The following is a 19,824-nucleotide window of genomic DNA, read 5'->3' on the forward strand; positions in this document are numbered from 1 at the left end:
GTCTGTTGTGCTCACCGTGAAGTCTGCACTTGAGACACCTGCCGCTGTACCTGTAAGGGTCAGGGTGTCTCCATCCAGACTCACATAATCCGTACCTTCGGTCGCCGCCAAGGTTAGTCCTTCGCTGTTCGTCGATAGGTCAACCGTGTAGCTTTGACCTTCTGTCAGTGTCACTGGGTTGTTGTCTTTGTCCACCAAGCTGACGGTGTAAGTCGCTTGCTCGCCTTCAACCACACTTTCGGCTCCCGTCAGGACTGCATACACAGTATCTTCTTCTCCTGGAGGGTTGTTTGGCGTGGTGTCGTCTGTGATCGTCGTGATGACAGGCGTATCATCCACAGAAATGTCTACAAATTGTTCCGCACCGGCAGTAATGCTATTGATGGCAATAGAAAAATCTTCAGGAGCTTCTGCCAGGGCGTCATCAACCGTATTGACTTCAAAAGCAAAAGAACTTGATCCTGCAGGAACCGTGACTGACAAAGTTTCTACAATATCTTCACCTTCTGCAGTGATATAGCTATAAGTGAAGTCAACGGTAAGGTCTTGTGAGACGACAACCGGATTACCATTTTCATCATTTAGGCTGACTATATAACCCGCAGCCGCTCCTTCTTGGACCGAAGTATCTCCACTTAAGCTCACTATAACTGGAACGACAATATCTCCCACAAACTCTCTCGTAGTAATGTCATTCGCGGAACGTGTTCCTGTATCAAAACCACTGGTCACTTCACCTTCTGATCCAAGGCGCTCCACCACATTTAGACCACCCGAGTTTGCACTTGAAGCATCCCCTTCACCGGCCGCCGTGGCTTCTAGGTCTTCGGGGTCAATGATGCCATCAAGTAAGGCCTGCTGTAACGCCTCTACATCAACCGCACCTTCAGTAGCCGAATCGGCAGCCAATCCCACCACATCATCGTCCAATACCATTTCGGTATTACGTCCTAGCGTCAACAGGTCTCCGTTATTCAAATCAACGGTTACGCCACCCGTTACCGAGGTTATAATTACCTCGTCGGCAAAAACCTGATCGCCAACAACAAGCAACCTCACTTCTCCCGTGTTTGGGTTCACAGCTTGAACAGTTCCAGTAACAGCAGTAATTTTTCCGGCAACGATTGACATGACATTTCTCCAATGTGATGAGTGGTCTGGATAGGATTATCCATTTATGGCTTCTATATTACTCTTAAATCCATAAGGTACTATTGTCCTAAAGTACTACAGAGCCAAAAAATATTTAAATCATAGAATCACCCCTCACCTGTTGCTTAAAAAAGAACGAAAAAACAAAGCCCTAGCTAAATTTCATCTGATAGGTTTATAATGGCATTTCTACCATCACTGATAGAAACGTCTATAGAGGTGAAGACAATGAGTACAATCAATCCGGTTCTATCCTCAGCCGCGTTAAGCGCGCAAAGCCCCATGAGCAATCCTGTGCCAAACGAAGAGTTGAGACTCAATGAACAAAGCACAACGACCTCAACCCAAGCAGGCAACAGCTCGGTCACACTTTCTGAACAGGCCTCCAGAATGGATCCCAATGCACAAAACCTGAATGCCAGTCAAACGGTGCAAGATGCGGCCGCACCAGAAAACCGAACCGCAGAAAGCCAACAGCAAGACAGTGGCTTAACCTACGCGGCAAGCCTACAAAATCAAGCCAATTATTTACAGTTGAACGAGACTGCTATGCCATCTGAAGAAGAGAGCTCTCAAGCCAAGTCTTAAACAAATCTTTATTGTGGCTGTATTACCAGCCACAAGGTGGCAATAAAATAGAAAATGCTGCTTGAATGCAATAGGTGACTCAAGCTCGATAAGTCATTAATATTCAATAATTATAAAAAAAACTAATCTATACATAAAAATTAATACTTTCTCAATGATTCTTCAAGTATTTGAGATTGATTATCAAATGCCTCGGGAGTAAACTTTACTCAACTTAAATAAATTACCTTTATTCAAGTTGGACTTAAAATTCCCTTTTAAGTCAATTTAAGCGGCTACATTGTCAAACCGCTTAAATGCTCCTCAGACTTAAAGCACGATATGGCCAATATCGTGCTTTTTTTTTATCCGACAAACCTATTAGAATACTCTCAATACCGTTTCTTTCTCTGAAGAGATTATATCCAAGGAGCCAATATGTCAGACCACCCGCACCGCGCCTACAAACATGGCCATGGCAGTGATGCCCAACACAAACAGGATCAAGCACTGTTCAGCAAACTTCTGGAATGTCACGACCAACTCAAACGAGAAACCGTGAAACTGGAAAACGGTATTTGCAGCACGACGACCGCCAATACCGCAGAGCTTGCAAGAATCATTCAGGAACATGTTACAGGCATGGAAAAACGCTTTGGAATGGGGCGTGCGATTCGCTCTTGGGATCCTTTGTTTGCGGCACTGTTTGAATATAAAGATCAAATCACCATGCGCTATCGCAATGTCGAAAACGGCGTGGAAGCGACCTTAACCAGTGACGATCCTAAAATCATCGAACTGATTCATGCGCATGATGACACCTTACATGGTTTTGTAGACCGCGGTTTCGAGGCCGGGCGCGAAGAAAGCCCTAAACCCAGCTGGCTTGAATAAGGTGCTGACTCCCTTGAATTCGCAACTCACAGCCGCTATAAAAAGAATCAAATCAACAGTTATGGAGCAAGCCCATGATCATTATGTGTCCTAAATGTGCCGGTTTGAATCGCGTCGCAGACGATAAACTGGAAAGCCAACCCACCTGCGGAAAGTGCAAAAGCCCACTATTCAACGCCAAACCCGTTGAAATGAATTCAGAACAATTCCTACGCGCTTATCAAAAAACCGATCAGCCGCTAGTCGTGGACTTCTGGGCTCCCTGGTGTGGCCCGTGCAAAAGTTTTGCGCCCACCTTCAGCCAAGCGGCTGCCCAGTTTGAGCCGAAAGCACGCTTTATTAAAATCAACACAGAAAGCGAACAGCAGCTGGGCGCTCAATTCGGCATCCGCTCGATTCCGACTTTAGCTATTTTCAAAGGCGGACAGGAAGTTACTCGCTTATCCGGCGCTTTACCGCCTGCAGAATTCAGTCGCTGGCTGCAGCAGTACCTGTAAGCACTTAAAAGTGCCTGTTTTTCATTCAGATGAAGTAAGATGGCAGGCACTACATTCTTCATTAAAGACTCAAGGATACCTTATGGAACTGGGCTCAGCCGAACACAAACACAAGCTCATCAACGGCATTCTCAAGGTCGCACTAAAGACTGCATCACTGGGGTTGATCCTAGGTGTACTGCTGATGATTCCAAGCCTGCTGCGCGACAATACCTTTGCCAACGGCCTAGCCTATGCCGGAAGTGCCGTCGTGATCGGCTCACTGATTTGGGCGGGGTGGATTGCCTTTCGCAAATATCAACGCATCATCAAGCCGTTTGACGAAACCTTCAACTAAATGCCACCGGGCGGTGACTCTAAACCCGGGTTATTTTTAAAGCCTTTGAAACAGGGCGAATAAATTTCTTCAACAGATTCAAAACCTGACTTTTGCCAATCAATGGAATCTGTCGAGCCCAGCTTTGAGCGTGCGTTTGTAACTCAGACATGGATGAAACAGACGCTTCACCCACTTGGGAATAAAGGGACACATTAAGCTTAAACACCAAGGCCTGCAGCGCAATAGAGGCTCCAAATCGTCTTTGATACCCTGCCAAGAACTGGCCAAGTGAGTGATTTTTCAAACCCGAGTCAATAACCGAACCTGAATCCATTGCCTTAGAGACGTCCCCAGACCAGGCCTGCTGGTTTTGCCAAACAAACATCGCCTCAAGCAATTGCGGAAGGCTTTGAGCCTGAGCGATGGCACGACGCAATTTCCAATTCAACCAGGCCTGCTTAAACAGCCATAAACCGCTGAATACTACAAACAGGCTCACCAGCAAAGCAATCCACTGGGCGAACCACGATAACCAGGCCGGTATCGCCAAGCCCCAGTCAGATGCAACCGCCTGGATTTTCAGTTTACCGCTTGAGGGATCAAAATAGCGCACTTGCAAAGCCGGCAAATTAAACACCCCCGACTCCAATACTCGATAAGGCACACGCACTTGCAAACGGCTCATCAAGCCACTCTCGTTCATGGATTGCTGCGCTTGGTAACTTTCGGTGAGCCACTCGATTTTCGGATCATGACCAATCTGGGCAATCAACTGGTAAGCTAGGCTCTGCAAATCCTCCGAACTCACCCCTTGGGCTTGAAACGTCCAGATCCAGTGGCGTAAATCGCCGGACTCATGCAACCAACCGGCACCTTCAGAGACAAATGCAACCTCTCCGACAACCTGCGTCACCGGAAGAAAACTCGGTAAAGGGTTTAAGGTCAAACCGGCCGGCTTGTCGTAAAACTGCCAACGTTGGTTGCTGGTATTTTTCACCACCACTGCCGGCGATTCAACCAAAAACTCAGTGCCAATGGCATCTGGCTTGAGTCGGTAATTCGAAGCCAGCCAAACCCGTTTGCCCTGATTGCCCTGCTCCTGCGCAAACACTTCTTCACGCACTGGCTGTTGCGGAACAACAACATTCCAATCAGCGGAGTCACGGCCCTCAAAACTAGCTAGATTAGCGGCATCCAAAAGGCTTACCTGCGCTGTCCAACTGACATTTTGCGCCGCATAGATCGATCCTGACGGAGCCGACCACTCAATTCGTACTTGCGGATTCGGCCTGACCTCGACATGCATCTCAGGCACTCTGACACGCCCAAACTTCTGGGCGGGGATGTCGATTAAGCCCTCCGTCAAAGGATACAAGCGCAAACGGATCCGCTCTGAAGAGGCATCGACCTCACCGATTGCAAACTGCTGTTTCAAGTCGCGCAAATCCCACTTCTCAAAGTCCTCTACGGCGACACGCCCCTTAAAAACCAGGGTTACGCGCTCGCCCAACATGACGTTGTCCGGATAGATCCTGACGAACTCATCCGCTGCACTGGCAGTTGAAAACGCCAACAACCAGGCAATGGGCAACAGCGTCCAACGAACCCTCTTAACCAGGCGGCTAAAAAACGTCAAACTCACCATGGCTGCACTCCCGGAATCGGATGCGCCTGTTCCTGTGCCGCCTGAAACCCTTCTTCGCGTTCAAAAATCCGTCTCAAGAGCACGTCCTGTTGGTCGTCTATTTGCTGCAATTGCTTTTCGAACACTTGTGCCCTTTGTTGTTGTCGTTGAAGCTGCAAAATGGCCGCTCCCGTTGCGTTCTGCGCGCGCTGCTCGGTGCTTAGCAAAGTATCCGCTCCCTGGGAGTCAATACGGTAATCGGTAATCTCGCCGGTTTGCGGCAAAATCACTTTGTCTTCCCCACTGGAACCTTCGATGTCATCCGCACCAAACCCCGGGTTTTCAGACGACATATTCGGTTTTTGTCCGCCATAAAAGGCCCCGTCGGAATCACGCCCTTTACCGCTGCCATCGTCCTCCTCTTCTGCTTTGGCACTCTGACCGGCGTCCTCAAACTGTTTGCGCTGCAAGGCCAAAGCCAGGTTTTGCTCAGCCTTATCGTACTGAGGCCAGTAGAGCAAAGCCTGCCGATAGGCTTCAATCGTTTGCGGAAGTAGGTTCGCCAAATAATAACTGTTGCCTAGATTGAACAACGCCTTTGCTCTTGAAACGTCATCCTCCGCGGTCAGTGCCGCCTGCCTGAAATAGAGCACCGCGGATTCCAGATCGCCGGCTTTATAGGCCGAGCTGCCGGCGCCTAAATAACCGTCATACTCGGCTACTTCATCATATAAAGAGGTCGCCAAATCATACTGCTGGGCTTGAAAAGCCTCATAAGCTTTTTGCTTAATAGACTGTGTCGACTCGCTCGCTTGAATCTCCGGTGAGGACAGCAGAGTGGAGAAAAACACCGCAAAACCAAGCGAAAACATCGGCACCACAGTCTTCAAGCTCGATTTAGAAGGTTTTTGGGTAGAAGCCAACACCAGAGTCAGTGGATAAAAAGCCAGCAATAAACTCACCAGTCCCACCACCATAAACGGTTGGGAAAAATCACGCCAGACTTGCTGATTGGCTGGCAGACTTCGACTTTGCGCAGGCAAGGTCACCTCTTTCAATAGGCGTCCCATAAAGGCTTGATCCGCCGAGGCCTGCAAATAAACGCCTTGCAGGGTTTGCGCCCATTTTTTGAGCACCGCCTCTTCCAAACGGCTCTGCACCAACAGTCCGTTTACATGCAAACGACCGGTTTTGTCACTTACGTCTGGCAGGGGGCTAGGGGTCGGCTTGCCGACTCCTAGCCAAATGGTTTTGACATCGGTTGTGCCGTTGCGCAAAGCTTGAGTCACCGGAAGTTTCTGTAGCGCTTCCGGCAGACTCTGAGGTTTCCAGAACGCCGGAGCGCCATTGCTCAAAACCACCATCACCTTGGCGTTGCCGGCTGTTTGCTGCAAATGATTTAATCCAAAAATCGTTGCCAACTCCAACCAGCTTCCTTGGGTCGGCAACATATCCGGCTCCAATAAATTCAAACCATGCTGAAACAAACCTCGGTCAAAGCTCAGCGGACTCACCAAATGCGGTTGTCCGGCAAAGCCCATCAAAGCCACTCGGTCGTTCGGCTGCAATCCCTTGACCATGGTTTCGACCAGCGATTTAGCCTGTAAAAAGCGATTCGGATAGACGTCCTCAGCAGTCATGGAGTGGGAGAGATCCATCATCACCAATACATCCACCCCCGCTCGGCTGACCTGATCTGGACTCGGCAATAGACTTCGTGGTCCAGCCAATGCAATAATCAAACACAGCCACCCCAGAGTAAGCAGGCGGCTCGGCGAAACCCATTTTTTGAGCTGATGATAAAACCCCATCACCCGACTCATTAACCCAGTTTGAGAATGGACAGGCCTGTTCAAACTTGAATATTGGCCTTTGCTTGCAGAAACGGAAGCACTGGCGTCAATCCAAGGCCACAAGTTAGAATCCGCATAACGCTGCTTTTGAGCCTTGAGCCACCACAACTTAAGTAGCCACAATAGCGGCGGCAGAAACACAGCCCACAACCACATAGGGGCACGCCATTGCAGACCGCCGCTCAATAACACCGACCAAAATTCCAACATCATGTCCATTAATGCCCTCCTTGTGTGGCGGCTTCAGTCTGTTTGGACAAGCGTGACGCCAAAGAAAGACTTAACAACAGGTATAACAACAAAGCGGCCACACCAAACAACAATGGCCACTGATACAGCGGAACTTTACGGGGCGGACTCGGTGGTGCCAGATAGGGCACACCTTCTGTTTGATCGATCTGACGCAACACCTTCTGCAGATCATCCCCGCTGCCGATCTGATAATAGTGTCCATTGGTTTCAGCGGCAATCTGTTTCAAAGAAGCCGACTCCAGCGGCTGGTAAAGCAGACCGGAATAAAGACGTGTATCGGCCTTATCGCTACTGGCCCCCACTCCGACCGTATAGATCGGCACATTCATCATCTGCGCATAGTTAATCGCTTCCTCTACGGCCACTCGGCTAGGCTGCGACTGGCCATCACTAATTAACACCACCACTCGTCTCAACGTCTCTTCATCGCCTTTCTGCATACCCTTTTCGGCCTGCTTCAATGCCAATCCCAGGGCTTCGCCCAGCGCCTCATCGGTGCGACCGGCCAAATAAGGTTTCAAACGTTTCAAGTTCAGTCTGGCGGCGGTCTGATCGGAGCTCAACGGCATTAAGGTATAGGCCTGCTGTGCATAGATGGTCAAACCGAAACGATTGCCGGCCAGGCCGCCAATAAACTGATCCAATACCGACTTCACCACGTTCATGCGTGTATCGGCTTGACCGTTCACCTGATAGTCGGGCAACAAAAAGGAGGCCGAACTCTCAATCACAAACACCACATCACGCACGGTTTTTTCTTGTGGCAAAGGTTCAGATAGCTGCACCTTTTGCGGCTGAGCCAAAGCCAGTGCAACACTGACAATCACCAAGCCACGCAAAAGCTGTAACCCCATTCTCAACCATGAAAAGGCAGAAGGACGTGTAGAATCCACCGCGCCCCGAGTCTGCAGATGAATCAGCGGATGCCGGAACACAAACTGACGTTGCGCCTGTAGCTGTGCCAAATCATCCTCCCCTGCCTGAACCGGCCCCAGAGAAATAGTTTGCAACATCCACAGCAGCGGCCAAGCAAACATCAACCACAGCCAAACAGGTGATGCAAAACGATCCACGTCAAACGATAAAACATCCAGCCATGACAATACCAAGGATTCCATCTACTCAATCATCCTTGTTCAACAGGCCTAAATGGACAGGCCTGGTCAAGTTCAAAACCGAATGCGACTTCAACAGGATTCGTGCCTGCTGAATCAGTTCATTGTAAGTTTCACGTGAAACCTCCGCTTGCGAGAACCCCAAACGGCTCAACTTCTCCATAAAAGCGGTCATCTCAGCGGTTTCGGCTTCGGATGGATGCAAGCGACTTTGCAACTGCTTGGCCCAGCCATATAAGCTCCACAACTGAGATTTATCGATCACGAACCTGTCAGCGGAAGACTTGAGTGCCGCATTTTGAAAACTTTGCAGTTGCCTGGACAAGCGTATCGGCACGTAATAAGATCGCCCCACCCACAGCAAAAACACAACAAGCAGCACCCCGATAAGGCTCCAACCCAACAGAGCCAACCAAAAATCCCAGTCAACACCGGGCGGCATCGGCACTTCAATATCCTGCAAAGACAAACCTTCAAAAGGAACAGGAGTCGAATTGACTGCGGAATCAGCCATCGGCGACCTCCCCTCGCTGCGCCAGCTTGCTTAAAGAGTCATGCGTCAGCAATCTGGTGACCAAGGCCCCGGATTGCTTTAAACGTTTCTGCAAGGTCTGAAAATAATTCTCCGCCCAAAGATGATATTGCTGCACCTGCTGAATGCCGTGAAGCCTGAATACTTCAGAGGTGGCCACTGACTGCAGTTGCATGCCTTCCGCCATCGGTAAATCACGCTCAGCGGCATCTTCAATGAGCACGGCTTTCACTTGGGTTGTCTGCTGTAGGGCAGTCAGTATCGTCGTGGTCTGAGCATCGGCATCGTGAAAATCGCTGATCAGAATCACTCTCGACCCGGGCTGGATCCGCTGAGTCAATTCCAGCAGCACATCATTCAAGCGGGGCTCTTGACGACTCAAGGCCTGCGGAGGACAAGGTTGCGAGAAAATCTCCATCAGATGCTCAAAAGTGCCGCGTCCCTCAAAGGTCGGGGTGGGCTGCAAATCCTCGGCCAAACGCGCCCCTTCCACCGGAATCGACGATTGCTGCGCCATCCACAGGTAATAACCAGCCACGCGCAATGCCTGCTCGGCTTTCAGGCGGGTTTGAGTCCCAAAGCGCATGCTTTGGCGCTGATCGACCAATATGAACCAGTTTTCCTGGCGCTCTTCCTGAAACAGTTTGGTGTAAGCCTGTCCGGTGCGTGCCATCAGACGCCAGTTGATACGCCGAATCTCATCTCCAAGCTGATAAGGACGACTCTCCTCATACTCCAGACCTGCCCCCATAAAACGGCTAGTCTGCTCGCCTTGCCGTAATGCCTCGCTTGGCCGAAGATTCCTCGGCAGGGAACCGGCCAAGTGAGAAACCTCTTCTGCAAGGTCACCGATTTGCTGGGCCGACAACAGGGGCTGCTGCAAGCGTTTGGAGCTTTCCATAGACGGCTCCATCTGCTTTAACAAGCCCTGCATTCCCGATTTTATTAAGCGTAATAGCGACATATCCCCTCGCGATTCCAATCGTCAACCCAGCTTCATCAAGCGCTAGCTTCGGTTAAAGGCACCGGCACCAAATCGATGATTTTCTTGATGACCGAATCCGCATCCCACTGTTGTGCACGTCCACTGAAGCTCACAATCAAACGGTGACGCAATACGTCGGGCAGTAAGCTGATCACATCATCGGGTGTGACAAAGTCACGTCCCTGCAGCCAGGCATAAGCACTGGCGGCGTGCAATAAGGCAATCGACGCTCGCGGCGACGCCCCCACCTCAAGCACACCTGCCAAATTCGCATCCAGTTCACCCAGTTTGCGGGTGGCGCTGATCAATGCCACCATGTACTTTTCAACCGGTTCGGACACATACTGTTCTGAAATCGCATGACGCGCATGCAATACATTTTCAGGGGTTAAAAATGCGCTCGGCTGCTCCTTGTCTTCGCCAAAATGATGAGCGCGGTCGCGGCGCAGAATCTCCAACTCTTCGACCTCATCCGGGTAATCCAGCACCACGTGGAGCATAAAACGATCCAGCTGAGCTTCCGGCAACGGATAGGTGCCGCTCTGCTCTAACGGGTTCTGAGTCGCCATCACCAGAAACATTTCCGGCAAGGTACGTGTCTGTCCACCGGCGGTCACTTGCTTTTCGGCCATCGCCTCCAACAAGGCCGACTGCACCTTGGGCGGCGCACGGTTAATCTCATCGGCCAACACAATTTCATTAAAAATCGGCCCCTTCACAAAGCTCAACTGACCGGTGTTGACGTCCAACACCTCGGACCCCATCACATCGCCCGGCATTAAATCCGGCGTAAACTGAATGCGCTGAAAGCTGGCGTGTACACCCATCGACAAAGCTTTGACCGCTGTCGTTTTCGCCAGGCCCGGCGGACCTTCCAACAGAATATGTCCGCCCGTCAATAAGCCGATGATCATTTTATCCAACAAGGCTTCCTGACCAACAATGACGTTTTGCAAATGCTGTTTCAGGGCATGAAATTCTGTTTGTGTAGACATAAACTTATTCCTAAATAAAGGGGGGTTCTTATCACCATATTATGGCATATTCACTTCAATTCTTCTGCAAGACAAACATTCACATTGATGGCCTCCTCTGCCATTTGGTTCTTTGCCGCGCTTTATACCACTCATGATTCAACACCAGTAAAATCGGAAACGGAACCAACAACCACAGATTTTCTAACGGCACCGTAGCGGTATTAAATACCGTCTGTACCGGTGGGACATACAACACCGCCAAGATAAACAGGGCCTCAGTCGCCACCCCAAACCAGATCATCTTGTTGATACTGGTGAGTTGCCAGATTGCACCTTCCCAAGAGCGCAAGGTAAACACGTTCGCCATCTGGCAGGTGATGGCCCCCAACAAGGTCATGGTCATCGCCTGACGATGAAATTCCGAATCAATCGACAGGTCGCCGTACTGCCAGCCGTTCAGGAACAAGAACCCCAGAAAAGCAAACATCGCCGCCAAGCCCTCAAACACACCGTTCATAAAGTAACCGCGTTTGAAAACTTCCCAGTCGAGAATTTTCTCGTCCTTGCTCATCGGTGGCCGTTGCATAATATGTTTTTCCGGCTTTTCCGACCCCAACCCTAAGCCGGGCAACTGATCCGATCCCAAATCAATCAACAGGATTTGAATCACCGACAGCGGCATCGGTATCTTCAAAAAGAACTGCAACACATAGGGCACAATTTCCGGCACATTCGAACTGAGTATGTAGGTGGTCAGTTTCTTGATATTGAAATAAACCGTACGCCCTTCCTCAACCGCCGCCACAATCGACTTGAAATTATCGTCCAGCAAGATCATGTCGGCCGCCTCTTTGGCGACATCCGTACCGGAGCCCATGGCAATGCCGATATCCGCCTGCTTCAGCGCCGGTGAATCATTGACACCGTCACCGGTCATGGCCACCACTTCGCCGTTGGCCTGTAACAGTCGGGCAATGCGCAGTTTCTGAGCCGATGCCATGCGGGCAAATAATAAGTGGTGATGCTTCAACTTGGCTTGTAACGCGGTGTTCGACAAACCATCCAATTCATGCCCGGTCAGCACTTCGTCCACCCGCAAACCGATATGTTCGGCGATGGCCTTGGCCGTCACCGGATTGTCGCCGGTAATCATCGTCACCTTGATATGCGCCGAATAACATTCGGCAACGGCCTGCTTGATATCTTTTCTGGGCGGGTCGATCATGCCAATCAAACCCAAAAACGTCAGCTGATCTTTACCATCACCGGATTTTTTAGCCACGGCCAAAACCCGATAGGCCTTCTCAGCCAGCTTTCGGTTCTGCTCTTCAATCTGCTGCCGAGACTCTTGAGTCAAAGACTCTATCGACTCGGCCTGAACCTCATCGCATAAAGGCAACACGCTTTCCAGCGCGCCTTTGACAAACAACAAGCTTTCATCGCCTTGTTTAACCAGCGTCGACATCAGTTTTCGTTCGGTCGAAAAGGCATACTCTTTAAGTTTTTCAAGCTCAGGAACTTCGATGCACTTCCTGGCTGCGGCCACCAAAGCAGCCTCGGTAGGATCACCAATGACTTTTTTCTCGACCGCATCCAAGGAGACATTCGTATTCAACGCGGCAACCGTCAAAAATTCATGAAGACGATGTTCACTCTGCGACGATGTCTGTTTTTTAAACTGACATTCTCCTGACCCGAAATAACCATTTCCGGTAATCTCCACCTCACTGCCGTCCGCCAAATGAATCACTCTGGCAGTGATCTCGTTCTGGGTCAAAGTGCCGGTTTTATCGGTACAAATCACCGTGGCCGACCCCAAGGTCTGCACCGAATTCAGGTTTTTGATCAACGCTTGCCGTCTCGCCATACGCTGCGAAGCCAAAGACAACGACAGCGTAATCGTCGGCAACTGGCCTTCCGGGACATTCGCCACAATCAACGAAAGAGCAAAAATCGCCGAAATCAGCAGGCCTCTATCTGAAAACCAGCCCAGAAAAAAGAACACCAGTCCCACCCCCAAGGCCAACAGGGTCAAGACGGTGGTCATATGACGAATTTCTTTCTCAATCGGCGTCTGAGTGGTGACCACTTCCGCCGTCATTCTCGCAATCTTGCCGAACTCGGTGGCATCGCCAGTGGTCGTGACCACCGAATGGCCATTACCGTTGGTGATTGACGAACCGGCAAACACCATGTTTTTGGCATCCAGTTCACGTTTCGCTTCGCCGGCTTCCATCTGCCGGGCAGAAGGCGTGGATTCGCCGTTTAACACCGACAAATTCAGATAAATGTCATGGGCACTGAGCAGAATCGCATCCGCCGCAACCTTATCCCCTTCTTCCAGTTGCAGGATGTCACCCGGCACAATCTGACTGGCCTCTACCGTCTGTACTTGCCCTTCGCGAATGACTTTGGCTTCCGATTTGACCAGTTTCAGCAGGGCTTCCATCGCCTTATCGGCTTTGAATTTCTGCCAGAATGTAAAGTTGGCATTCAAAAACACCGCGCCAAACACCGCATAGGCCAAAATATCGTTACCCTGACCGGGTTGATAATGATCGGCCACCAACGCCAGAATCGCCGCCACTTCCAACAAAATCGGGAAAAAGGAGAGGTACTCTTTTAGGTACTCGATTCGATAATCTTTTTTGTCTTTCTGTCGAATCTGGTTTGGGCCAAAGGCCTCCAGACGCCGAACGACTTCTGCATGCGACAGCCCGGTTTCGCTGCTTTTCAGCGACCGCAATACCTGCTCAGGAGCCTGTTTAAACAGCATGGTCAAACCTTCCAGGGATGGAAAATAATGCTGTTGACCGAAGACTCGTCAGTGATGCGATTCAACATCTTTTGTGAATAGGCATTCGCGTCGTAAATCGCCAAATCCAAGTTATTGGCAATCAGGTAAGCGTTTATTTCCTCGGGATCGACCGGCTGCATGCTGTTCACCACCTCAACACTCTGGTTCAGCATCTTAGCAATCTGCACAAATGGCGCGGCCTCATATTTCAATCCCGACTTGGTCGAGGCTTTGGAGGCCGAGCGGCTATTCTGCAAATAGAGTTTTCCCAGGGAATGCTCATCAGCAAGCAAACCCAACCAAAGCAGATAGGCATGCGGGTTAACGGCCTTGCCAGCCGCCAACATGACCCGGTGGTAAGAACGCACCTGCGGCAAGTTCTTGATCTTCACAACCGCAATCGCGGTTTCCAAGCCGGCACGCACAATTTTTTCACTGAATGAATGGCTTTGGGAAAGCTTGCGGGTTGCACAAAATAGGGTATCGATCGCATAAAGCTGTTCAAAGTGCTTCAGCTGCGTCAGCATATCGCCTTGCAAGATGACGGTTTCGACCTCGACCTCTTGTGCGTCCGCCAATTCTTTCAACGAAGCGACCGAAAGGTGTAATTTCTCGACCGATTCCTCACCATTATCAATAAACAATAACGTCAAGGGCAACTGCACCGAACGTGCATAATTGATTGCATATAAACTCGCCGCTTCCGACAGTAGCGAACCATTCACCAAAGACACGACACGCATACCGTTCTCCCGTTTTGAAAACTCGTTTTAGTAAGCTGAAGTTATTGCATAAAATCCAATAATGACAATAACATAGCCAACATTAATGCAAAACCCATTTTCACTCAAAACCTTATCAAAAATCGGGCTATTTTTGCGGTACGGTTTTTGGTACCACCCACTGCACCCAAAATCCAGACAGTAGCATGGCGGCACCTACCAACCAAAACGCCACTTCAAGCGAATCCAGCCACTGTGCCATCACCCCCATTAGCAACGCGCCTATCGCATAACCCAAATCGCGCCAGAATCGATAAATTCCTATCAAACTGGCCTGATGTTTAACGCTGCTGAAGTCGGCAACTGAAGCCCCTAGGTTAGGATAGAGCATTGCCATTCCAAGGCCGATAAATGCGGCTTCCACACTCCAAAACACACTACCTTGGGTCAATGGAATGGCCAAAACCCCTAAACCGCAAAATCCCATTCCCCAAACAATCAAGCCCTTTCGGCCAATCTTGTCCGACAAAGGGCCGGTCACCAGCTGAGAAGCACCCCAAACCAAGGCATAAATCATAATGATGGCGCTGCCCTCAACCAAAGACAGATTCTGAGATAAAAAAAACACCGGCAGAAAAATCCAGATCAACGCATCGGTAAACTTTTCCACCAGGCCTGCCTGATTTAAAGCGAACAGATTACGATCTTGCCAACTGGCAGTTTTAAACAATTGCCCGAGTGTTTGATGGTCCGCAGGGTCAGCAGATTGGTGATGCAGTTCCGCCCACATCATCGTGTCTTTAATAAAAAACATCGCCACCAACAAACCTAGTAGAATCACCAAACTGCTGAAAATAAACAGGCCTTCGCGCGCACCATATAAATTCACAAAATAAGCGGTCACCACCCCGGCAATGCCCACTGCGGCATAACCGGAAAACTCATTCAACCCGTTGACCAACCCCTTCTGCGTCGATCTGGCCAAATCCAATTTACTGTTCAACGCCATTGACCACGCCAAACCTTGATTCAATCCCAGCAAAAAGGTCGCGGCTATCACCCAATTCCAGCTCGGGGCATAGAGCAACATAAACGGAATCGGCAATGCGACCAGCCAACCAAGAATCAAAACCTTTTTGCGTCCGTAATAATCCGCCAGCTTGCCAGCCAAAAGGTTCATCACCGCCTTGACCAGACCGAACACCACCACAAATGAAGCCAACAGAAAGAACTGTTTTTCAGCCAGCCCAAATTCGGTTTCAGCCAGCCCCGGAATCACGGTACGGGTCATTCCAATAGTCAGCCCCACCAGAAAAACTTGAAGCAACTGCAATAGAAACTGACTTTTATTGGCACGAATACCGTGTTCAGGCGAGGGGTGAGTTGTCATTTTCAAAACTTAATGTATGTTATTCATGCTTAAATAAACGGGAATGTCCTATCTGTTGCAGTGCATTCTAATCAATCACACATAACTATTCAATTAATCAATTGAATAGTTTAAAAATTCGATTCAAACGGGTTTATATTGTCATGTCCTCAGTTAAGAAACAGTTATTCGAACAATTGGCGAACATCGCACAGGCTATCTCCTCCCCTCAACGGCTCGAATTGCTGGATTATCTGGCACAGGCTGAGCGCAGCGTCGAAGAACTCAGCCAGCTCACTGGCTTAAGTCTGGCCAATACCTCAAGGCACTTGCAGGTACTGAAACAAAATGCTTTGGTAGAAGTCAGAAAAGACGGCAATAAACGCCTATATTTATTGGCAGGTAATGACGTTGTCAACCTGATTACCAGTCTCAGGAAAACCGCAGAAACTCATCTGGCTCAGGTTGAGTTTTTGCTGGACAGCTACCTGACCCAAAAAGACAAGCTCGACCCCATCAGTGCAGACCAACTCATGGAAATGAGCCAAAACGGCGAAGTCATCGTTGTGGACGTCCGACCCGAAAAGGAGTACCGGCAAGGTCACATTCCCCATGCCATCAACATCCCACCGGAAGACCTTGACCGGCGACTGAATGAACTCGATAACAGTAAAACCATTGTCGCTTACTGCCGCGGACCTTACTGCCTGTTTTCTTATGATGCGGTTGAAGCCCTCCAGAAAAAAGGCGTCACGGCGCACCGTTTGGTTGACGGTTTCCCTGAATGGAAAGCCGCCGGACGACCAACCACGGAAAAAAGTCAAAGCTGACTGGCATAGACTCTAGTGTAGAGTCCTAAACTGTATCGTTTAGCCATCAAAGCAATTTATTAAGTGCGCTGAAATTCTGTTGGGAGAAGCGATTTGGCTCTGCTAATATAGCAAATCGGCTCAATTAGCCGTTGCCTTTCACTTTTGAGGAAACAACAATGAAAACAAAAACAAGATTCTCGATATTCACCCTGTTCTGGCTGCTGGCCTTTTCAGCCTTCAGCGCCTCTGCCGAAGAGGTCAAGGAGAACTTCAAAAACTTGACCGTTAACGCCAATCTGGTGATGGCGGAAGGTAAAACTTTGGCGGATGATGTGGTGCTACTGACCCACGGAACCACCACCCACAACGGTCGCGAAACCTACCGCAGCATCCAGAAGTTGCTGGCCGAGCAAGGCATCAGCTCTTTAGCACCGAACCTGAGCCTGAACGTCAACGACCGTCACGGCGAGGTGAATTGCGCACTGCCACAAACCCACAAACATGAAGACGCGTTGGAAGAGATGGGCTTCTGGCTGGATTGGTTGAAAGCCAAAGGCGCAACCTCAGTGACCCTAATGGGGCACTCGCGTGGCGGAAACCAAACAGCCTGGTTCAGCGTGGAACGTGACGAGCCGGTTATCAAAAAAGTGATTCTGATTGCCCCCCAAACCTGGAGCAAGGAAGCCGAACACAAAGACTATGCCAAAAAATACGACTTACCGTTGCAACCGATTCTGAATTCGGCTGAAAAACTGGTCAAGGAAGGCAAAGGCGACACAATGCTCAAGGGCATCAACTTCATTTACTGCAAAGACACTTCAGCCACGGCCGAAGCCTTTGTGAGTTACTATAAAGACGAACCACGTATGGACACGCCGACCTTGTTGAAAAAAGCCCTCAAGCCCACTTTGGTGATCATGGGCTCCGCCGACAAGGTGGTGGCCGATTTGCCGAAGAAGATGGAAAACGTTGATAACGACTTGGTTCAGACCTACAGCATCGAAGATTCCGACCACTTCTTCCTGGACCTGTTCAGCGAAGAGCTGGTGGAAACCGCGGTGGAATTCATTCAGGAGTAATCTCCGACCAAGGATAACGCCTTAAACCAAAAAGCCCGGTTAAACACTTTTGTTAACCGGGCTTTTTTTATTGGCTTTTAACACTCACACGGGTCAAAAGCCATCTAACCTGAAAATGAACAGGCCTGTTCATTTTCAAAGACAAATCCGCAAAAATCGATTACAGCTCCACGTCGTAATAGACCTTTTGCACGTCGTCCAAATCTTCCAAACTGTCCAAGAACTTCTCGAACATTTCCAGATCCTCACCCTCAATCTGCTTGAACATTTGCGGAATAAACTGGATTTCGTCCACTTCAAACTCGATGCCGGGAAAGGCTTCGGTCAAAGCTTGACGGGTTTTAGCGTATTCGGTATTGGGAGCAAACACACTGACTTTTCCATCCTCGCACTCAATATCCGTGACATCCACATCGGCCATCATCAGGGCTTCCAGCACGGCTTCCTCGTCTTCACCCGGAAACACAAAAATTGCACTGTGGTCGAACATATGCGCCACACTGCCTTGGGTTCCGATTTTGCACTTGGCTTTGGTGAAGCAGTGGCGCACGTCACCGAAAGTACGGTTCGGGTTGTCAGTCAAACATTCCACCATCACCATCGAGTTGCCCGGGCCGTAACCTTCATAACGCGCCATGGCAAAGTCTTCGCCGCCGCCGCCCTTGGCCTTTTCAATCGCTTTGTCGATGACGTGAGCCGGAACCTGATCCTTTTTGGCGCGTTCAATCAAGCCCGACAAGGCCAGATTACTCTCCACCTCAACCCCGCCATTTTTGGCGCACACATAGATTTCACGGCTGTATTTACTGTAAACCTTTGCCTTTTGATCGGAAGTTTTAGCCATCGACTCTTTACGGTTTTGATAGGCTCTACCCATTTCGCACTGCTCCGTTGAAATATCAATATAAAACCTAAATTTTACACCATTCGTTTTTGATTAGGGATTTAAACGGTTCCGAAATCCTGCAGACGGTGCTTAAAATGGTTGGAACATGGCATAAAAACCGTCAACGTCTCACAAAAAACTGGTTTTCTTTGCAAAATAAACAGGCCTGTTCAATTACTCAATCCTACAATTTTACCCCTCAAAACCCGCAAAAAAACAGGCTTTTAAAGTGCTTGCTTTCCACCCGTTTATACATAGAATGAATGTTCTACTTTCTAAGCAAAAGAGTTTCACTCACATGCGAAAAAATTGGATTCTCCCTTTTGTCTTGGTTGCCGCCTATTTACAGGCCAATCCAGCCTTTGCCAAGCCACCCGTTCAGGTGATTGCCTATGAGGCTTCCTTGACCTCTCAACCGCAAATGATTAAAGCGCTGGGACAGCTTCAGGCAAAAGAGTCCATCGACATTTCCGCAAACGTCACCGACACCATCCACGCCATTCACTTCAGCGCCGGGCAAACCGTGCGCAAAAGCCAACTGTTACTGGAACTGAACAGTGCTGAAGAACTGGCGGCGCTTGAGGAAGCCAAAGCCCTGGCAGAAGAGGCGAACCTGCAGTATCGACGTGTCAAGGAAGTGGTCGGGCGCAGTTCGGTCACACAATCGATGGTCGATCAAAAATACCGCGAATGGCAGACCGCCATCGCCAAACGCAAGGTGATTGAAGCCCAAGTGGCCGACCGCCGAATCTACGCCCCCTTTGCCGGGCAGTTGGGTGTCTCGCCGTTCTCGGTGGGCGCCTTGGTGACTCCCGGCACCAAAATCGTCAGTCTGGACAACACCCAAGAGATGAAGCTCGATTTACTGATTTCCACCCAACACCTGCGCTACCTGAAGATCGGACAAAACGTCACCTTAAGCACCCCGGCGTTTCCGAACAAAACCTTTGTCGGCACCATCAACGCCATCTCGCCACGCTTGGAGCAGAATGTGCGCATGGCTCAGGTGCAAGCTCTGATTGGCAATCCGGCAGGCCTGCTCAAAGCCAACATGATGGTCGAAGCGCAAATCGACCTGCCAAACAAAACCCAGTTAAGTGTGCCCAATACCGCGGTATTGATGCTCGGGGACAAGGAGTTTGTTTACCGTTTGCATGCCAGCCAAGATGGGAATCACCAAGCGGAAAAGGTTGAAATCCAAGGCGGTAAAATCGGCCCTTCCATGACTGAAATCCTGTCCGGTTTACAGGCTGGTGACCTGGTCGTCAGCCAAGGCGTCATGCGTGTCAACAGCAAAGTTCCAGTTGCCATCAAAGCGATGCAGAATCAGGCCTCGCAGGAGACACTGTTGCGCCCCGTTAAGCAATCGAATTCACAGCAGGCGCCTTAATC

18 protein-coding genes are annotated in these 19,824 nt (G+C 49.8%); 7 read left to right on the forward strand and 11 right to left on the reverse strand.

Features of this window, described 5'->3' with window-relative positions; translation table 11 throughout:
* Positions 1-1,131 (reverse strand): retention module-containing protein (locus B076_RS0100010; RefSeq protein ID WP_028485498.1); only part of this gene is annotated, 1,131 nt, incomplete at its 3' end.
* 249 nt (positions 1,132-1,380) lie between these two features.
* Between B076_RS0100010 and B076_RS0100015 the strand changes: the two genes are divergently transcribed.
* The 4 genes from B076_RS0100015 (at position 1,381) to B076_RS0100030 (ending at position 3,447) form a co-directional block, all read left to right on the forward strand.
* A complete protein-coding gene (locus B076_RS0100015; RefSeq protein WP_028485499.1) occupies positions 1,381-1,740 on the forward strand; it encodes a hypothetical protein in 360 nt (119 codons plus the stop codon).
* 417 nt (positions 1,741-2,157) lie between these two features.
* Positions 2,158-2,613, forward strand: coding sequence for a hypothetical protein (locus B076_RS0100020; RefSeq protein WP_028485500.1), 456 nt, complete (start codon positions 2,158-2,160; stop codon positions 2,611-2,613).
* A gap of 74 nt (positions 2,614-2,687) precedes the next feature.
* Complete coding sequence (gene trxC / locus B076_RS0100025; RefSeq protein WP_028485501.1) at positions 2,688-3,110, forward strand: thioredoxin TrxC; 423 nt, start codon at positions 2,688-2,690, stop codon at positions 3,108-3,110.
* 82 nt (positions 3,111-3,192) lie between these two features.
* Complete coding sequence (locus B076_RS0100030; protein ID WP_028485502.1) at positions 3,193-3,447, forward strand: hypothetical protein; 255 nt, start codon at positions 3,193-3,195, stop codon at positions 3,445-3,447.
* Between the two features lie 19 nt (positions 3,448-3,466).
* On the opposite strand, the gene B076_RS0100035 is transcribed toward B076_RS0100030, so the two are convergent.
* The 9 genes from B076_RS0100035 to B076_RS0100075 all read right to left on the reverse strand — a co-directional run bounded on the left by B076_RS0100035 (position 3,467) and on the right by B076_RS0100075 (position 15,676).
* Positions 3,467-5,074: a BatD family protein gene (locus tag B076_RS0100035; protein WP_028485503.1), complete on the reverse strand. Its 1,608-nt coding sequence runs from the start codon at positions 5,072-5,074 to the stop codon at positions 3,467-3,469.
* Positions 5,068-7,125 carry a VWA domain-containing protein gene (locus B076_RS0100040; RefSeq protein WP_028485504.1) on the reverse strand — a complete coding sequence of 686 codons (2,058 nt, stop codon included), beginning with the start codon at positions 7,123-7,125 and terminating at the stop codon, positions 5,068-5,070. Before B076_RS0100040 ends, B076_RS0100035 begins: the two co-directional genes overlap by 7 nt.
* A complete protein-coding gene (locus B076_RS0100045; protein WP_028485505.1) occupies positions 7,125-8,276 on the reverse strand; it encodes a vWA domain-containing protein in 1,152 nt (383 codons plus the stop codon). Before B076_RS0100045 ends, B076_RS0100040 begins: the two co-directional genes overlap by 1 nt.
* Positions 8,277-8,280: 4 nt before the next feature.
* Positions 8,281-8,787: a hypothetical protein gene (locus tag B076_RS0100050; protein WP_028485506.1), complete on the reverse strand. Its 507-nt coding sequence runs from the start codon at positions 8,785-8,787 to the stop codon at positions 8,281-8,283.
* On the reverse strand, positions 8,780-9,706 hold the full coding sequence (locus tag B076_RS11570; RefSeq protein ID WP_157753480.1) for a DUF58 domain-containing protein: 927 nt from the start codon (positions 9,704-9,706) through the stop codon (positions 8,780-8,782). The genes B076_RS0100050 and B076_RS11570 overlap by 8 nt, the downstream gene beginning before the upstream one ends.
* A 98-nt stretch (positions 9,707-9,804) precedes the next feature.
* A complete protein-coding gene (locus tag B076_RS0100060) occupies positions 9,805-10,785 on the reverse strand; it encodes an AAA family ATPase (protein WP_028485507.1) in 981 nt (326 codons plus the stop codon).
* 79 nt (positions 10,786-10,864) lie between these two features.
* A complete protein-coding gene (locus tag B076_RS0100065) occupies positions 10,865-13,543 on the reverse strand; it encodes a cation-translocating P-type ATPase (protein WP_028485508.1) in 2,679 nt (892 codons plus the stop codon).
* Between the two features lie 2 nt (positions 13,544-13,545).
* Positions 13,546-14,307 (reverse strand): hypothetical protein, encoded by a 762-nt coding sequence (locus tag B076_RS0100070; protein WP_028485509.1) that lies wholly within the window; start codon positions 14,305-14,307, stop codon positions 13,546-13,548.
* 127 nt (positions 14,308-14,434) lie between these two features.
* Positions 14,435-15,676 (reverse strand): MFS transporter, encoded by a 1,242-nt coding sequence (locus B076_RS0100075; RefSeq protein WP_028485510.1) that lies wholly within the window; start codon positions 15,674-15,676, stop codon positions 14,435-14,437.
* A gap of 143 nt (positions 15,677-15,819) precedes the next feature.
* Here B076_RS0100075 and B076_RS0100080 point away from each other — a divergent pair, with 143 nt between their 5' ends.
* Positions 15,820-16,485 (forward strand): ArsR/SmtB family transcription factor, encoded by a 666-nt coding sequence (locus B076_RS0100080; protein WP_028485511.1) that lies wholly within the window; start codon positions 15,820-15,822, stop codon positions 16,483-16,485.
* Positions 16,486-16,643: 158 nt separating this feature from the next.
* On the forward strand, positions 16,644-17,546 hold the full coding sequence (locus B076_RS0100085; protein ID WP_028485512.1) for an alpha/beta hydrolase: 903 nt from the start codon (positions 16,644-16,646) through the stop codon (positions 17,544-17,546).
* Between the two features lie 160 nt (positions 17,547-17,706).
* Here the strand turns inward: B076_RS0100085 and B076_RS0100090 are convergent, their stop codons facing one another.
* Positions 17,707-18,423, reverse strand: coding sequence for a YebC/PmpR family DNA-binding transcriptional regulator (locus tag B076_RS0100090; protein ID WP_028485513.1), 717 nt, complete (start codon positions 18,421-18,423; stop codon positions 17,707-17,709).
* Positions 18,424-18,730: 307 nt separating this feature from the next.
* Here B076_RS0100090 and B076_RS11575 point away from each other — a divergent pair, with 307 nt between their 5' ends.
* On the forward strand, positions 18,731-19,822 hold the full coding sequence (locus B076_RS11575) for an efflux RND transporter periplasmic adaptor subunit (RefSeq protein ID WP_051347064.1): 1,092 nt from the start codon (positions 18,731-18,733) through the stop codon (positions 19,820-19,822).
* Positions 19,823-19,824: the final 2 nt, after the last annotated feature.

The sequence above is a fragment of the Thiomicrorhabdus chilensis DSM 12352 genome (assembly GCF_000483485.1).
GTDB lineage: Bacteria > Pseudomonadota > Gammaproteobacteria > Thiomicrospirales > Thiomicrospiraceae > Thiomicrorhabdus > Thiomicrorhabdus chilensis.

Bases quoted from the DNA above. Each gene is read 5' to 3' on its own strand.
- B076_RS0100015 (WP_028485499.1), top strand. From the start codon at position 1,381: ATGAGTACAATCAATCCGGTTCTATCCTCAGCCGCGTTAAGCGCGCAA.
- B076_RS0100020 (WP_028485500.1), top strand. From the start codon at position 2,158: ATGTCAGACCACCCGCACCGCGCCTACAAACATGGCCATGGCAGTGAT.
- trxC (WP_028485501.1), top strand. From the start codon at position 2,688: ATGATCATTATGTGTCCTAAATGTGCCGGTTTGAATCGCGTCGCAGAC.
- B076_RS0100030 (WP_028485502.1), top strand. From the start codon at position 3,193: ATGGAACTGGGCTCAGCCGAACACAAACACAAGCTCATCAACGGCATT.
- B076_RS0100035 (WP_028485503.1), bottom strand. From the start codon at position 5,074: ATGGTGAGTTTGACGTTTTTTAGCCGCCTGGTTAAGAGGGTTCGTTGG.
- B076_RS0100040 (WP_028485504.1), bottom strand. From the start codon at position 7,125: ATGGACATGATGTTGGAATTTTGGTCGGTGTTATTGAGCGGCGGTCTG.
- B076_RS0100045 (WP_028485505.1), bottom strand. From the start codon at position 8,276: ATGGAATCCTTGGTATTGTCATGGCTGGATGTTTTATCGTTTGACGTG.
- B076_RS0100050 (WP_028485506.1), bottom strand. From the start codon at position 8,787: ATGGCTGATTCCGCAGTCAATTCGACTCCTGTTCCTTTTGAAGGTTTG.
- B076_RS11570 (WP_157753480.1), bottom strand. From the start codon at position 9,706: ATGGAAAGCTCCAAACGCTTGCAGCAGCCCCTGTTGTCGGCCCAGCAA.
- B076_RS0100060 (WP_028485507.1), bottom strand. From the start codon at position 10,785: ATGTCTACACAAACAGAATTTCATGCCCTGAAACAGCATTTGCAAAAC.
- B076_RS0100065 (WP_028485508.1), bottom strand. From the start codon at position 13,543: ATGCTGTTTAAACAGGCTCCTGAGCAGGTATTGCGGTCGCTGAAAAGC.
- B076_RS0100070 (WP_028485509.1), bottom strand. From the start codon at position 14,307: ATGCGTGTCGTGTCTTTGGTGAATGGTTCGCTACTGTCGGAAGCGGCG.
- B076_RS0100075 (WP_028485510.1), bottom strand. From the start codon at position 15,676: ATGACAACTCACCCCTCGCCTGAACACGGTATTCGTGCCAATAAAAGT.
- B076_RS0100080 (WP_028485511.1), top strand. From the start codon at position 15,820: ATGTCCTCAGTTAAGAAACAGTTATTCGAACAATTGGCGAACATCGCA.
- B076_RS0100085 (WP_028485512.1), top strand. From the start codon at position 16,644: ATGAAAACAAAAACAAGATTCTCGATATTCACCCTGTTCTGGCTGCTG.
- B076_RS0100090 (WP_028485513.1), bottom strand. From the start codon at position 18,423: ATGGGTAGAGCCTATCAAAACCGTAAAGAGTCGATGGCTAAAACTTCC.
- B076_RS11575 (WP_051347064.1), top strand. From the start codon at position 18,731: ATGCGAAAAAATTGGATTCTCCCTTTTGTCTTGGTTGCCGCCTATTTA.